The sequence below is a fragment of the Nocardioides pini genome, from assembly GCF_026712185.1.
Lineage (GTDB): Bacteria > Actinomycetota > Actinomycetes > Propionibacteriales > Nocardioidaceae > Nocardioides > Nocardioides pini.
In genome coordinates this window covers 217,420-231,520 of the sequence record NZ_JAPPUX010000003.1, presented here as the reverse complement: position 1 = coordinate 231,520, position 14,101 = coordinate 217,420, and the positions used below count along the sequence as shown (strand labels likewise).

The window sequence follows — 14,101 nt, the reverse complement described above, 5'->3', positions numbered from 1 at the left end:
GCGGATCTTATTGCCCGGTCTCGGTACAGCCGTACGCGCCTTCGTTCCTCAGGCGCGCGGCCACTCGACCTGGGCGAGCCCACCCGTCGTCCTCGTGCCTCGGTCCACGCTGCTCGCCTCAGAGGTCGGTGACGCCCTCGGCGACGAGCACTGCAGGACCGGTCATCAGCACGCGGTCGTCCTCGGTCCACACCACGTGCAGCGTGCCGCCGGGCACGTCGACGCGGTACGACGTCCCGCGGGGCGCGTCGTCGGCCAGCGCCGTGGCGACCGCCACCGCGCAGGCGCCGGTGCCGCACGAGCGGGTCTCGCCCGAGCCACGCTCGTGCACGCGCATCGCGACGTGCCGCTCGCCGCGGCGCACCACGAACTCGACGTTGACGCCCTCGGGGAAGACGGCGTCGTCGTGCTCCGGTGGCTCGAGCAGCGGACCCGCCTCGGCCAGGTTGTCGACGTACGCCACGGCGTGCGGGTTGCCCATCGAGACGTGGAGCGCGGGCCAGGTCCGGCCCATCACCGACACCTCGGTCTCCCCGAGCACCTCGGGCCGGCCCATGTCGGCGGTGAGCTCGTCGCCGGCCCGGTCGAGGACCTTGACGCCGGCGCGGGTGGTGATCCGCATCGGGAACGCCTCGCCCTCGCGCTCGTGGAGGTATCTCGCGAAGACCCGGATGCCGTTGCCGCACATCTCGCTGACCGACCCGTCGGCGTTGCGGTAGTCCATGAACCACCCGTCGCCCTCCCGGACCGCGCGCAGCACCCCGTCGCCGCCGATGCCGGAACGGCGGTCGCACAGGGCGCGCACGCGCTCCGCGGACAGGTCGCCGTGGACCGTGCCGTCGGCGTCGGGCAGCACCACGAAGTCGTTCTCCGTGCCGTGGCCCTTGAGGAAGGGGTAGCTCACGCCCCGATTGTGGCAGGCGCGCCCACCGTCAGCGCGGGTCGACCACCTTCGCCGAGCCCTTGCCGCGACGGCTCGGCTCGGCCACCGCGGTCATCCGCTTGCGCGGGCCGAGCTCGATCGCCGTGGCCGCGCCGATCTCGGCGGCGCTGGTGAACGCGTCACCCGCGGGAACCAGGTTGTGGCCGAGCGCCGTCAACGCCGGACCGTAGGCCGCGATGAAGGCCGGCTCCGCGGTCACGTTGGCGGTGTTGCGCTGGGTCGCGCGCGGCGCCGCGATCGCCTCCTCGATGGTCATGCCGAGGTCGATGCGGTTGACCAGCATCTGCAGCACGGTCGTGATGATCGTCGAACCACCGGGCGAGCCCAGCGCCAGGAACGGCTTGCCGTCCTTGAGCACGATCGTCGGCGACATCGAGCTGCGCGGGCGCTTGCCCGGCTGGATGCGGTTGGGGTCGGCGGCGTCGTACACCGTCGAGAAGTCGGTGAGCTCGTTGTTGAGCAGGAAGCCGTGACCCGGCACGACCATGCCCGAGCCGCCGGTCTGCTCGATGGTGAGGGTGTACTCCACGACGTTGCCCCACTGGTCGGCGACCGTGAGGTTGGTGGTCGAGATGTTCTCCGTGTCGGCGTCGGTCGTGCCCTTCGCCGACGCCGGGGCACACACGCCGTCGTAGGACGACACGTCACCCGCCGCGACCGGCTTGGTCGCGGCCTTGGCCGGGTTGAGGGAGCAGGCCCGCTCGGCGGCGAACCGGTCGTCGAGGAGCCGCTTGGTCGGGACGTCGACGAACGCCGGGTCGCCGACGTACTTGCCGCGGTCGGCGAAGGCCAGCGCACTCGCCTCGAGGTAGTGGTGGAGCGCCTGCTCGGTCGTCATCGCCGACAGGTCGTAGCGCTCGAGGATGTTGAGCGCCTCCCCGACCGTCGTGCCGCCCGACGACGAGGGCGCCATGCCGTAGACGTCGTGGCCGCGGTAGCTGGTACGGGTGGCGCGCTGCGAGCGGACCTTGTAGTCGCGCAGGTCGCGGGCCGTGAGCCAGCCGGCGGGCACGGGCAGGTCGGTGTTCTCGGTCGTGCGCGGCTTGCGCACCACCTCCGACATGAGGCGGGCGAGCTTGCCGCGGTAGAACGCCTTGGTGCCGCGCTGGGCGATCATGTCGTAGGTGTCGGCGAGCTCGGGGTTGCGGAAGATCGAGCCGACCTTCGGTGCGTCACCCTGGGGCAGGAACAGCTTCTTGGAGTCCTTGAACGCCCCGAAGCGCTCCTCGTTGTCGAGGGTCTGCTGGCGGAACGTCTCGTCGACCTTGAACCCGCGGCGCGCGACCTTGGTGGCCGGGGCGAGGGCGTCGGCGAGCGAGAGGGTGCCCCAGTTGCCGAGGGCCTTGTCCCAGGTGGCGAGGGTGCCGGGCGTGCCGACGCTCGCGCCGCTGGTCACGAGGTCGGGGGTGAACGTGTAGGGCTTGCCCGTCGCGGGATCGATGAAGGCGTCCTGCGGCATCTTCATCGGCGCGGTCTCGCGGCCGTCGAGGGTGCGGACCTTGCCGGACTTGGCGTTGTAGAAGACGAAGTAGCCGCCGCCGCCGATGCCCGCGCTGTAGGGCTCGGTCACGCCGAGCGTCGCCGCTGCCGCCACCGCGGCGTCGACGGCGTTGCCGCCCGCCTTGAGCACCTTGAGCCCGGCCGCGCTCGCCTCGGGGTCGACCGTGCTGATCGCGCCGCCCTTGCCGACCGCGGTCGGGTCCTTGACGGTGGGGCGGTCGGAGGTGGTCGACGGCGCGGCCTGCGGCGCGGGCTGGGCCGGGACCGGGGTGGCGACCAGGGCGGCGGCGACGGCCAGGCCGCTGGCGGCGGAGACGCCGGCGGTCACGCGGCGGGCGAGGTGGGGCATGGGTTTTCCTCCCGAGAGTCGATGGCACCACCCTGCCTCCGCCCCTGCGGGTTGTCCAACACCCTCGCGGGTGCGTCCGTCAGCGGACGACGGAGTAGCGCCCGCACATGAAGTCGCGGTTGCGGGCGGTCTCCTCGAGGCGGAGCTCGACGTGGCGCGGCAGCACGGGAGCGCCGCTGCCGACGGTCACCGGGGCGTACTGGATCCAGACCTCGTCGAGCAGGCCGGCGTCGTGGAACTGCCCCACCAGCTCACCGCCGCCCACCACCCACAGGTCCTTACCGTCGGCGGCCTCGGTCATCTCGGCGTGGACGCGCGGCACGTCGTCGCAGTCGAACCGCACGCTCGGCGGGGCGTCCGGGAAGGTGCGGTGGGTCAGCACCCACGTCGGCAGCGGACCCCACGGGTCGTCGTCGTGGTCGAGGATCCACTGCCACGTCGAGGCGCCCATGACGCAGGCGCCGAGCCGCTCCCGGAAGGCGGGGTAGGCCATCGGCCCCTGGTCGTCGATGTCGCGCGAGGTCAGCCAGTCGAGCGAGTGGTCGTCGGTCGCGATGAAGCCGTCGAGGGTGCAGCCGGTGTAGTAGATCGTCGCCATCGGACCACCATGGCACCATCCACCGACAACCCGCTCGACCGGACGTGGCCGGCCGCGGCCTGACGTCAGCCGCCGAGCCGCTCGACCGCCCCGACCGCCTTCTCCACGCGGTCGGGGTCGTCGTGCGCGACCCAGACGATGCGGGGGTCCTTGCGGAACCACGAGTCCTGGCGGCGCGCGAAGCGGCGGGTGGCGACCGTCGTCTGCTCGATCGCCTCGGCCAGACTCCGGTCGCCGGCGAGGTAGCCCATCACCTCGCGGTAGCCGATCGCCCGCGACGCGGTGCGCGCGTCGGCGAGGCCGCGGGCGAGCAGCGCCTCGACCTCCTCGACGAACCCGTTGGCGAACATCTCCTCGACCCGCCGGGCGATCCGCGCGTCGAGGGTCGGCCGGTCGATGTCCACGCCGACCTGCACGGTCAGCGGGTCGACGTACTCCAGCCTCGGGAGGCTCGCGCTGAACGGCCGGCCGGTGAGCGCCACGACCTCGAGGGCGCGGACCACGCGTCGGCCGTTGTCGGGGAGGATCTGCGCCGCCGCCTCGGGGTCGACGCCCGCCAGCCGCTGGTGCAGCGCGTGGCTGCCGACCCGCTCGAGCTCGACCTCGAGCTCGCGGCGCAACGAGTCGTCGGTGCCGGGGAACTCGAAGCGGTCGAGGATCGCGCGGGTGTAGAGCGCGGAGCCGCCGACCAGCACCGGGGTGGCGTCGCGGCCGCGGATGTCGGCGATCGCGTCACGCGCCCAGCCCTGGAAGAGCGCGACGGTCGCCGGGGCGGTGACCTCGTAGAGGTCGAGCAGGTGGTGGGGGATCCCCCGCCGCTCGGCCTCCGGCAGCTTGGCGGTGCCGACGTCCATCCCGCGGTAGACCTGCATCGCGTCGGTGTTGACGACCTCTCCCCCGAGCCGCTCGGCGAGGTCGAGGCTCAGGCCCGTCTTGCCCGACGCGGTGGCGCCGACGAGGGCGACGACCGGACGAGGCATGCCCCGATTGTCGCAGCGTGGCTAGTCTCGACAGCGCCGGAGTCCCCATCCGCCGGGTGGGCCGGCGTCCGCACCGAGGAGGACCCATGGGCTTCATGGACAAGGCGAAGGCCGCGCTCACCGACGCGGTCGACCAGCACGGCGACAAGATCGCGCAGGGCATCGACAAGGCCGGCAGCGTGGTCAACGAGAAGACCGGCGGCAAGCACGCCGACAAGATCGACCAGGCGACCGGCAAGGCGCGCGACGCCCTCGACTCCCTCGACGGCAAGAACGACGACATCCCGCCCGGCACCACCCGCTGACCGCCCCCTACGGTGGCCGCGTGACCGACCGCTTCGCCCTCGTCCCGGCGTCCTACGTCTACCTGCTGCGCGACGGGGCCGACGGCACGGAGGTGCTGCTGCAGCGTCGGGGCCCGGTGCCCTACATGCCGGGGCACTGGGCGGCCGCGGCCGCGGGGCACGTCGAGCCCGGCGAGACGGCGTACGACGCCGCGCGCCGCGAGGCCCTCGAGGAGCTCGGCATCACCGACGTCGCCCTCGAGTTCGTCCTGACGATGCAGCGCAGCCAGTTCGGGCCGGCCGTAGAGGAGCGGGTCGACTGGTTCTTCACCGCCCGCTCGTGGACCGGCGAGCCGCGGATCGTCGAGCCCGAGAAGGCGGCGGAGCTGGGGTGGTTCGCGCTCGACGCGCTCCCCGAGCCGATGGTGCCGCACGAGGCGCACGCCCTCGCCCACCTCTTCTCCGGGGACGGCTACCTCACCTTCGGGTGGGACGCCCGCCCGGGCGGGGGTGGCCGGAGCACGACCGCCGCGACAGGATCTCCGATGAGCGACCCCCAGGGAGGGATTCGATGAACCACGACGAGCTCAGCCCCATGCCCGAGCCGTACACCGAGGAGCCCCAGCTGGTGCCCGGCGGTGTCGACGCGCTGGAGGAGGACCCCGCCGACACGGGCCTCGCGCGCGACCTCGACCCCGAGGACAACCCCGCCGTCGACGACGTCCTGCCCGACGAGATCGCCGCACCCGACGAGAAGCCGCAGGCGCCCGAGGGGGAGGTCGAGGACAAGGAGTCCGACACCCCGCGCTCGGACTCCGACTCCGACTCCGACTCCGATGGTGGGCCCTCCGCCGGCCAGGAGGCCGAGGACGGCTCGCCCGAGCCTCCCGCCTGAGGCGCCCTCTCGCTCCTGCCGACGTCCCGTCTCGCCGCCCGGGGGGCGGTCACCGGATATCCGGGGATCGCTCGGCCACCGTGGAAGTCCCGAGTCACCGGGTGGCTCGGAACTTCCACGGTCACGCGACGACGGCGAGCGCGCAGCCGACCCCGCAGGCCCTGCCCGGCGGCCACCCGTCCCGCTGGAGGAGCAGCGACAGCTTGGCCGCGGTCGAGCACGGACGACCGACCACCTGGCCCCACGTGAGTCGCACGGTGGCGTGCCCCTCCACCGCCGCGTCGAGGTCTCGCTCGAAGTCACGGTCTCGCTGCTCGGCGGTGTCGTGCCACATCCGACCGTCCAGCTCCACGAGCCGTTCCCCGTAGGCGGCGTCGCGGAAGACGATCCCGGTCGCCGTGCCGGCGCGGACCTGCCTCGAGGCGCGCGGCAGGCCGTGCGGTTGCTCGATCCCGGTGAGGAACGCGTGCTCGAGCACCGAGCAGGTGCCGTGGGCGACGTCCGCGAGGACGCCCTCGAGGAACGACCGTCGGGGCGCGCGGGTCCTGGACGCCAGCGCCCGCTGCATGCGTACGGCGGTGGTGTGGCGGCCCTGCACGGCGCGAGCGACGACCCCCACGGCGGCGAAGTCCCCCGCCGTGCCCAGGGCAACGTCGAGCGCGGCCTCGTCGTAGCGCAGGCGCGGCGGACCCAGGTTCCAGTGGACGCGCTCGTCGAGGCCGAACGTGCGCGTCACACGCACCCCGGCGGGCGCCACGACGCGTCGCGCCCTCGGGACCACGACCTCGATCGGACCATCGTGGCCGTCGGTGCGGCCCGGGCCGTCCGCAGCGCGCATCGCGGAGCTGCCGCCGAGCGCAGCGCCCAGGTCCGCCCCGGCAAGGGCCCGCGAGCTGGCACAGGCCAGCACGGCACCCCACGCACGCTGCACCCAGGTGGGGTCGCCGGTGTGCGAGAGGTAGACACCGGGAAGGAGCGGGGCGAGCTCGCGCCGACGGACCAGACGACGTACGTCATGTGGTCGCAGCCCGAGTGACAGCGCCTGCGCCTGGGAGACCACGCCGCCCTGGACAGCCAGGATCGCGTCGAGATCGGTCATCCGTCCACTGTGCTGCCCGGGGCCGGCCGTCGCGATCGCCCAGCGGGGATCTGTGGATGACGAGATCATGGAGCATCCGGGTCACCTGGTGGCTCGGATCCACCACGGTGGCGGGTGAGTCACCGGATATCCGGTGACCGCCGCGGCCGGAGAGCGCGCGCGCCGGTCAGCCGCAGGCGTTCGCCGCGGGCGGGAGGGGTGCCGGGACGCCGACGGACGGCATGCCGAGGCCCACGGAGGACGCGGCGGGCGGGGCGGACGTACGACGCTCCCACGCGTCGCCGGCGCGGGTGCGGCGGACGGACCGGACCGCGCCGTCGGCGACGAGGTGGTGGGGCGCGGCGTAGGTGATCTCGACGGTCACCATGTCGCCGGGCCGCACGGAGTCCTCGGACACCGCGGAGAAGTCGGCGGCGAAGTGCACGAGCCGGTTGTCGGGCGCGCGGCCGGAGAGCCGCTTGGTCGCGAGGTCCTTGCGGCCCTCGCCCTCGGCGACCATGAGCTCGACGGTGCGACCCACGAGCGCCGTGTTCTCCGACCAGGCGATCTCCTCGACGACCTCGACGAGCCGCTGGTAGCGGTCCTTCACGACCTCCGGCGGGACCTGGTCCTCGAGGACGGCCGCCGGGGTGCCGGGACGCTTGGAGTATTGGAAGGTGAAGGCGGCCGAGAAGCGGGCGGCGCGCACCACGTCGAGCGTCGCCTGGAAGTCCTCCTCGGTCTCGCCGGGGAAGCCGACGATGATGTCGGTGGTGATCGCGGCGTCGGGGATCGCGGCGCGCACGCGCTCGATGATCCCGAGGTACTTCGACTGGCGGTAGGAGCGGCGCATGTCGCGCAGCACCTTGTCGGAGCCGGACTGCAGCGGCATGTGGAGCGACGGCATCACGTTGGGCGTCTCGGCCATCGCCTCGATGACGTCGTCGGTGAACTCCGCCGGGTGCGGGGAGGTGAAGCGGACCCGCTCGAGGCCCTCGACGTCGCCGCACGCGCGCAGCAGCTTGGAGAAGGCCTGGCGGTCGCCGAACTCGACGCCGTAGGCGTTGACGTTCTGCCCCAGCAGGGTGATCTCGGTGACGCCCTCCGCGACGAGCGCCTCGACCTCGGCGAGGATCTCGCCGGGCCGGCGGTCCTTCTCCTTGCCGCGCAGCGACGGGACGATGCAGAACGTGCAGGTGTTGTTGCACCCGACCGAGATCGAGACCCAGGCGGCGTACGCCGACTCGCGCTTGGTGGGCAGCGTCGAGGGGAAGACCGACAGCGACTCGAGGATCTCGACCTGGGCCTCCTCCTGCACCCGGGCGCGCTCGAGGAGCACCGGCAGCGAGCCGATGTTGTGGGTGCCGAAGACGACGTCGACCCAGGGCGCCCTCTTCGTGATCGTGTCGCGGTCCTTCTGGGCCAGGCAGCCGCCGACGGCGATCTGCATGCCGGGCTTCTGGGCCTTCACCGGCGCGAGGTGGCCGAGGTTGCCGTAGAGCTTGTTGTCGGCGTTCTCCCGGACCGCGCAGGTGTTGAAGACGACGACGTCCGCCTGCTCGTCGGAGCCGGCGCGGACGTAGCCGGCGTCCTCCAGCAGCCCGCTGAGCCGCTCGGAGTCGTGGACGTTCATCTGGCACCCGTGGGTCTTGACCTCGTAGGTGCGGGCGGGGGTCTCTGCGACGGTGCTCATGACCGGACAAGGGTACGGCGACCGGCGGGGGCCCGGGAATCGCGAGGCCGCTCCTAGGCTCGCGGCATGCCCCGCATGCACGCCCTCGAGCTGCTGCCCGACGACGCCGGCTGCGACGTCGTACGCCGTGACTGGCAGCTGCTGCGCGACGCCGGCGTTCCCTCCCAGCTCGACCACCGCGGCGCGACCAACAGCCCGCACGTCACTGTGCTGGCCGCCCCGGCGCTCGACCCGGACGACGAGCGGCGGGCCGCCGAGCTGGTGGCGGGACTGCTGCCGGTGCAGGTGCGGGCATCGGGGATCGCGCTCCTCGGCGGCACCCGCGTCTCCGTGGTCCGCGTCCTCGACGTGCCCGACGAGCTCGCGCGGGCGGTGCTCCTGCTCCGCTCGCGGGTGCGCGACGTGCAGCACCTGGGCTGGCTGCCGCACGTCACCCTGGCCCGGAGGATGGATCGTGCCGACGTGGGCCGCGCCGTCGAGGTGCTCGGGCACGAGGACGCGGTCCTGACGCTCGCATCGTTGCGCCGCTGGGATCCCGACGCCGGAATCGTCACCAGTCTGTAATAGTCCCGACGGGCCATGCGTGATGGCCCTTGCGGTCCACCTGCCGATAGGTTGCGCCTATGACCGCGCAGGAAACGGGCACCGTCAGCGCCGGCCGGGGTGAGCCCCTCGTCGTGCTGGACGGCGTCCAGAAGCACTTCGGACAGCTCCACGCCCTCAAGGACATCGAGCTCACCGTCAAGCGCGGCGAGGTCGTGGTCGTGATCGGGCCGTCCGGCTCGGGCAAGTCCACGCTGTGCCGCACCATCAACCGGCTCGAGACCATCGACGAGGGCACCATCACCCTCGACGGCAAGGACCTCCCGCAGGAGGGCAAGGCGCTCGCCGCGCTGCGCGCCGAGGTCGGCATGGTCTTCCAGAGCTTCAACCTGTTCGCCCACAAGACGATCCTGGAGAACGTCACGCTGGGTCCGATCAAGGTCCGCGGCATGGGCAAGGCCGAGGCCGAGAAGAAGGCGCGCGAGCTCCTCGACCGCGTCGGCGTCGGCCACCAGGCCGAGAAGTACCCCGCCCAGCTCTCCGGCGGCCAGCAGCAGCGCGTGGCGATCGCCCGCGCACTGGCGATGGAGCCGAAGGTCATGCTCTTCGACGAGCCAACCTCCGCCCTCGACCCGGAGATGATCAAGGAGGTCCTCGACGTCATGGTCGACCTCGCCCAGCAGGGCATGACCATGGTCGTCGTCACCCACGAGATGGGCTTCGCCCGCACGGCCGCGGACCGCGTCGTCTTCATGGCCGACGGCGCGATCGTCGAGGAGAACACCCCCGAGGAGTTCTTCACCAACCCCCGATCGGACCGCGCCAAGGACTTCCTCGGCAAGATCCTCAAGCACTGAGGCATCGGGTCCGACCACGAGTTCCCGCACCACAGACATAGGGAGAAGCGAATGCGATTCATCCGTACCAAGGCCGTCATCGCGACCGTCGGACTGGCCCTCTCGCTCGCTGCCTGCGGCGACGCAGGTGACGACGGTGGCGACACCACCGACGTGGAGGTCCAGGAGAACGCCGGCGACGAGTTCGACGAGGGGACGGCCATGAAGGAGTTCGCCGACTCGGGCGAGATCACCATCGGTGTGAAGTACGACCAGCCCGGCATCGGCTTCAAGGGCGCCACGGACGACATGCCCGTCGGCTTCGACCCCGAGATCGGCAAGATCCTCGCCGCGTCGCTCGGCATCGCCCCCGAGGACATCACGTGGAAGGAGACCATCTCCGACAACCGCGAGCCGTTCCTGCAGGAGGGCGAGGTCGACCTCGTCATCGCGTCGTACTCCATCACCGACGAGCGCCGCCAGGTCGTCGGCCAGGCCGGCCCCTACTACGTCACCGGCCAGCAGCTGCTGGTGGCCTCGGACAGCGACATCGAGAGCCTCGACGACGTCAAGGGCAAGGAGGTGTGCTCGGTGACCGGCTCCACCTCCCTGGACAACATCAAGGCCGAGGGTGCGAAGCCGCGCGGCTTCGACACCTACTCCGAGTGCGTCGACCAGGTCCTCAGCGGCACCGTCGACGCGATGACCACCGACGGCGCGATCCTGCTCGGCTACGCCGCCGAGCACCCCGACGAGCTCAAGGTCGTCGTCGACCCGTTCTCCGAGGAGCGCTACGGCGTCGGCTACAGCCTCGACAAGCCCGAGATGTGCCAGTGGATCGTCGACACCCTCACGAAGGCCGAGGACGACGGCGACTGGGCCGCGGCCTTCGAGGCCACCTTGGGCCAGTCGGGCGTCGACACGCCCGAGCCGCCGGCCATGGACGAGTGCCCGGCCGCCTGACGCCGGAGCACATCACCCGGATCACCCTGAAGCACCACTGATCGGACGCCGGCGGGCCGCGAGGCCCGCCGGCGTCCCGCAGAGAGGAGCTCGCCGCCCATGGACGCGGTGTTCTCGAACTTCGACGAGTACCTCAAGGCGTTCGGCCTGACGATCGGGCTGTTCGTCGTCTCCGGCATCGCCTCGCTGGTGCTCGGGACCATCCTCGCCGTCCTGCGGGTCGGCCCGGTGTCGATCCTCAACAAGGCGGCGTCGCTCTACGTCACGCTCTTCCGCAACACGCCGCTGCTGATGATCTTCGTCTTCATCTTCATCGCGATGCCGGTGCTGGGCTACAACTTCAAGGTCGTCGAGAACATCGAGATCGCGGGCTACAACGTCTCCGCCTTCTTCTTCCGCGCCTGCCTGGCCCTCACCCTCTACACCTCGGCCTTCGTCTGCGAGGCGATGCGCTCCGGCGTCAACGCCGTCCCCCTCGGCCAGGCCGAGGCCGGCCGGGCGATCGGCCTGACCTTCTCGCAGTCGATGACGCTCGTCATCCTGCCCCAGGCGACGCGCGCGGTGATCCCGCCGATGACCAGCGTGATGATCGCTCTCGCCAAGAACACGTCTGTGGCGGCGGCCTTCGGCCTCGCCGAGGCGACGGCCACGATGCGCGGCTTCACCAACGACAACGCCGACGAGCGGATCGGGATCTTCCTCTTCTTCGCGATCGGCTACATCGTCGTCGTGGAGGTCATCTCGCTGTCGTCCTACCTCGTCGAGCGAAAGGTGAGGGTCGCGCGATGAGCTCGTCCGTCCTCTTCGACGCCCCCGGCCCCAAGACGGTCGCCCGGCACCGGATCTACACCGTCGTCAGCGTGGTCGTGCTGGTCGCGATGGTCGCGTACGCCATCTGGGCGCTCTACGACGCCGGGCAGCTCGAGTACGAGCTCTGGGAGCCGTTCGTCACCCCGGACTACATCGAGTACATCCTCGTCGACGGTCTCCTCCAGACCCTCAAGATGGCGTTCTTCTCGATCATCTTCGCGGTCGTCTTCGGCCTCGTCTTCGGCGTCGCCAAGCTCTCCGACCACGGCTGGGTCCGCTGGCCGGCGTGGCTCGTCGTCGAGTTCTTCCGGGCCGTCCCGGTCCTGCTGCTGATGGTCTTCACGTTCTTCCTGCTCGCGATCGGCAACGGGCCGCTCACGTCGTTCTGGTGCGTCGTCATCGCCCTGACCCTCTACAACGGGTCGGTCCTCGCCGAGGTGTTCCGCGCCGGCATCAACGCCGTGCCGCGCGGCCAGGCCGAGGCGGCGTACGCCATCGGCATGCGCAAGTCGCAGGTGATGACGTCGGTGCTGCTGCCGCAGGCGGTCAAGATCATGCTGCCGGCGATCATCAGCCAGATGGTCGTCGCCCTGAAGGACACCAGCCTCGGCTACTACATCCTCGCCCCCGGCCTCACGGCGGTGGCGAAGCCGATCTACCTCGAGTTCGGCAACCAGGTGCCGACGGCCATCGTCATCACCGGCATCTACGTCGCGGTCAACCTGGTCCTCACCTGGATCGCGACCATCGTGCAGAAGCGCCTGGTCGGGGAGAAGAAGGTGCTCGACGTGCCGATGGTGGGCCCGGCACCGTCAGGCAACGCGACGGCGCTCTAGCCGACGCGGAACGGTTGCGCCCACGCAGGCTCGGGCGCACTCGAGACGTCGAAGCGCGTCGCTACGCTCCGCGCTTCTCGGTCACCCACAGGCGGATCTCGCCCTCGACGACGACGGTGCCGTCGGTGCGCACGCCCCGCACGCGCACCGGCAGGTCGTAGCCCTCGCCGACCTCGGCCGTCCACTGGCCGGGGTCGGTCTCGGCGATGCACGTGATGTCGGTGGTCGCCTTGGCGGTGTAGGCGACCTCCATGCCCTTGGGGATCCAGCGCCGGTCGCGCGGGATCGTCGACTCGGCCAGCGCCCCCATGGCCGCCTCGAGGCCGTTGCAGAGGGCGATGGCGTGGACCGTCCCGAGGTGGTTGTGCACCCGGCGGCGCTTCGGGATGACGAGCTCGACGTGGTCGGGCTCGATGACGGTGAACCGCGGCCGGATGGAGGCGAAGTAGGGCGCCTTCTGGCTGAAGGCGAGCGAGAAGACGCGGCTGCCCAGCGGGAGGGCGGAGGTCTTCTTCCAGAGGTCCAGGACGGCAGGCATGCCCGCGAGGCTACCAGTCGGTAACTTTCAGTCAGACAGCTGGAGCACCTCGACCCGGTTGCCGTGGCCGTCGGAGGTGTGGAGGCGGACGTGGCCGGGGAACGAGTGCCGCTGGCCCTCGTCGACCTCGAAGCCGAGGGCGCGCAGCCGCCCGGCCACCTCGTCGAGGTCGGCGACGGCGAAGGCCGGGTGCGCCTTCCGCGCAGGGGCGAACGGGTCCTCGACGCCGACGTGCAGCTCGGCCGCGACGGCGCCCGCGTCGTCGTACGCGCGGAACCAGCACCCGCCTCGCGCCACCAGGTCAGCGGGCTTGTCGACCTCGGTCATGCCGAGCCCGTCGGCGTAGAACCGGCGGGCGACGTCCTCGCCCCCCGGCGGGCACGCGACCTGCACGTGGTGGAGCCTCACGGCACCGGCACCCCCTGCGGCTTGCGCGCCACCACGAAGATGCGCCGGAACGGCAGGACCACCCGGCCGGCGGCGTCGGCCGGGTAGGCCTCGCGCAGCAGCGCCTTGAACTCGTCCTCGAAGAGCGGGCGCAGGTCGTCGGGCAGCGCCTGCAGAGTGGGCCGGGCGCCGGTGCCGGAGACCCAGTCGAAGACGGGGTCCTCACCGGTGAGGACGTGGAGGTACGTCGTCTCCCACGCGTCGACCTCGCAGCCGAGGTCGAGCAGGACCCGGGCGTAGACCGCCGGGTCGTGGCTCGCGGGCACGCGGGCGTCGCCCACGTGTGCGGCGTACGGCTCGCGCGCGGCGAGATCGGTGCGGGTGGTGTGGCTGGGCTCGTCGAAGTTCCCGGGCACCTGGAAGGCGAGCCAGCCGCCGGGCCGGAGGCGGTCGACCAGGCCGGGCAGCAGCTCGAGGTGGTCCAGGACCCATTGGAGCGTCGCGTTGGAGACCAGCACGTCGATCGGCTCGCGCAGGGCCAGCGGGTCGGGGCGGGCCCAGTCGCGCAGGTCGCCGACCTCCCAGCGGATGCCGTCGACGGCACGGGCGGCCTCGATCATCTCGGGGCTGCTGTCGACGCCCGTCACCTCGGCGCCGCGCCACCGGTCGGCCAGCAGCGCGGTGAGGTTGCCGGGGCCGCAGCCGAGGTCGACGACGACGCGCGGGCTCTCGGCGGGCACCCGCGCGAGCAGGTCGACGAACGGCCTCCCGCGCTCGTCGGCGTACGCCAGGTAGCGGTCGGGGTCCCAGGTGTGGCTCATGGCGTCCTCCACGGGTCGTCGGTCGTCGGTCACGGCGCCTTCACGTC

17 protein-coding genes are annotated in these 14,101 nt (G+C 71.8%); 8 read left to right on the top strand and 9 right to left on the bottom strand.

From position 1 onward, the window contains the following. Positions 1-118 precede the first annotated feature (118 nt). The 4 genes from dapF to miaA form a co-directional block, all read right to left on the bottom strand. The gene (gene dapF, locus NYO98_RS10915) at positions 119-904 is read right to left on the bottom strand and encodes a diaminopimelate epimerase (RefSeq protein ID WP_268111700.1); all 786 of its coding nucleotides are present in this window, start codon (positions 902-904) and stop codon (positions 119-121) included. A gap of 28 nt (positions 905-932) precedes the next feature. After that, entirely contained in the window at positions 933-2,792 is a 1,860-nt protein-coding gene (gene ggt, locus NYO98_RS10910; protein ID WP_268111699.1) for a gamma-glutamyltransferase, read from the bottom strand. A gap of 79 nt (positions 2,793-2,871) precedes the next feature. After that, on the bottom strand, positions 2,872-3,390 hold the full coding sequence (locus NYO98_RS10905) for a dihydrofolate reductase family protein (RefSeq protein WP_268111697.1): 519 nt from the start codon (positions 3,388-3,390) through the stop codon (positions 2,872-2,874). Between the two features lie 65 nt (positions 3,391-3,455). Next, complete coding sequence (miaA, locus tag NYO98_RS10900) at positions 3,456-4,370, bottom strand: tRNA (adenosine(37)-N6)-dimethylallyltransferase MiaA (protein ID WP_268111696.1); 915 nt, start codon at positions 4,368-4,370, stop codon at positions 3,456-3,458. Positions 4,371-4,456: 86 nt separating this feature from the next. On the opposite strand from miaA, the gene NYO98_RS10895 reads away from it, so the two are divergent. From NYO98_RS10895 to NYO98_RS10885, 3 genes are read left to right on the top strand one after another with little or no spacing between them, the layout of a single operon-like run. Beyond that, positions 4,457-4,675, top strand: a complete 219-nt coding sequence (locus NYO98_RS10895) for an antitoxin (protein WP_268111695.1) — start codon at positions 4,457-4,459, stop codon at positions 4,673-4,675. Between the two features lie 20 nt (positions 4,676-4,695). After that, positions 4,696-5,229, top strand: coding sequence for an NUDIX hydrolase (locus NYO98_RS10890; RefSeq protein WP_268111694.1), 534 nt, complete (start codon positions 4,696-4,698; stop codon positions 5,227-5,229). Further along, the gene (locus tag NYO98_RS10885; RefSeq protein ID WP_268111693.1) at positions 5,226-5,549 is read left to right on the top strand and encodes a hypothetical protein; all 324 of its coding nucleotides are present in this window, start codon (positions 5,226-5,228) and stop codon (positions 5,547-5,549) included. Before NYO98_RS10890 ends, NYO98_RS10885 begins: the two co-directional genes overlap by 4 nt. Positions 5,550-5,670: 121 nt before the next feature. Here the strand turns inward: NYO98_RS10885 and NYO98_RS10880 are convergent, their stop codons facing one another. Next, positions 5,671-6,648: a hypothetical protein gene (locus tag NYO98_RS10880; protein ID WP_268111692.1), complete on the bottom strand. Its 978-nt coding sequence runs from the start codon at positions 6,646-6,648 to the stop codon at positions 5,671-5,673. Positions 6,649-6,814: 166 nt separating this feature from the next. Further along, positions 6,815-8,320 (bottom strand): tRNA (N6-isopentenyl adenosine(37)-C2)-methylthiotransferase MiaB, encoded by a 1,506-nt coding sequence (miaB, locus tag NYO98_RS10875; protein WP_268111691.1) that lies wholly within the window; start codon positions 8,318-8,320, stop codon positions 6,815-6,817. A 66-nt stretch (positions 8,321-8,386) separates the two neighbouring features. On the opposite strand from miaB, the gene NYO98_RS10870 reads away from it, so the two are divergent. The 5 genes from NYO98_RS10870 (at position 8,387) to NYO98_RS10850 (ending at position 12,308) form a co-directional block, all read left to right on the top strand. Further along, positions 8,387-8,884: a 2'-5' RNA ligase family protein gene (locus NYO98_RS10870; protein WP_268111690.1), complete on the top strand. Its 498-nt coding sequence runs from the start codon at positions 8,387-8,389 to the stop codon at positions 8,882-8,884. Between the two features lie 59 nt (positions 8,885-8,943). Beyond that, a complete protein-coding gene (locus NYO98_RS10865) occupies positions 8,944-9,720 on the top strand; it encodes an amino acid ABC transporter ATP-binding protein (RefSeq protein WP_268111689.1) in 777 nt (258 codons plus the stop codon). Between the two features lie 51 nt (positions 9,721-9,771). Continuing rightward, positions 9,772-10,662, top strand: coding sequence for a glutamate ABC transporter substrate-binding protein (locus tag NYO98_RS10860; RefSeq protein ID WP_268111688.1), 891 nt, complete (start codon positions 9,772-9,774; stop codon positions 10,660-10,662). 99 nt (positions 10,663-10,761) lie between these two features. Continuing rightward, entirely contained in the window at positions 10,762-11,451 is a 690-nt protein-coding gene (locus NYO98_RS10855; RefSeq protein WP_268111687.1) for an amino acid ABC transporter permease, read from the top strand. Further along, complete coding sequence (locus NYO98_RS10850) at positions 11,448-12,308, top strand: amino acid ABC transporter permease (protein WP_268111686.1); 861 nt, start codon at positions 11,448-11,450, stop codon at positions 12,306-12,308. The genes NYO98_RS10855 and NYO98_RS10850 overlap by 4 nt, the downstream gene beginning before the upstream one ends. Positions 12,309-12,369: 61 nt before the next feature. Here the strand turns inward: NYO98_RS10850 and NYO98_RS10845 are convergent, their stop codons facing one another. Genes NYO98_RS10845 through NYO98_RS10835 form a run of 3 tightly spaced genes read right to left on the bottom strand, consistent with a single transcriptional unit; the run spans position 12,370 to position 14,054 of the window. Continuing rightward, positions 12,370-12,846 (bottom strand): hotdog fold domain-containing protein, encoded by a 477-nt coding sequence (locus NYO98_RS10845; protein ID WP_268111685.1) that lies wholly within the window; start codon positions 12,844-12,846, stop codon positions 12,370-12,372. Positions 12,847-12,873: 27 nt separating this feature from the next. Then, positions 12,874-13,254 (bottom strand): VOC family protein, encoded by a 381-nt coding sequence (locus NYO98_RS10840; protein WP_268111684.1) that lies wholly within the window; start codon positions 13,252-13,254, stop codon positions 12,874-12,876. After that, positions 13,251-14,054 carry a trans-aconitate 2-methyltransferase gene (locus NYO98_RS10835; RefSeq protein WP_268111682.1) on the bottom strand — a complete coding sequence of 268 codons (804 nt, stop codon included), beginning with the start codon at positions 14,052-14,054 and terminating at the stop codon, positions 13,251-13,253. The genes NYO98_RS10840 and NYO98_RS10835 overlap by 4 nt, the downstream gene beginning before the upstream one ends. Positions 14,055-14,101: the final 47 nt, after the last annotated feature.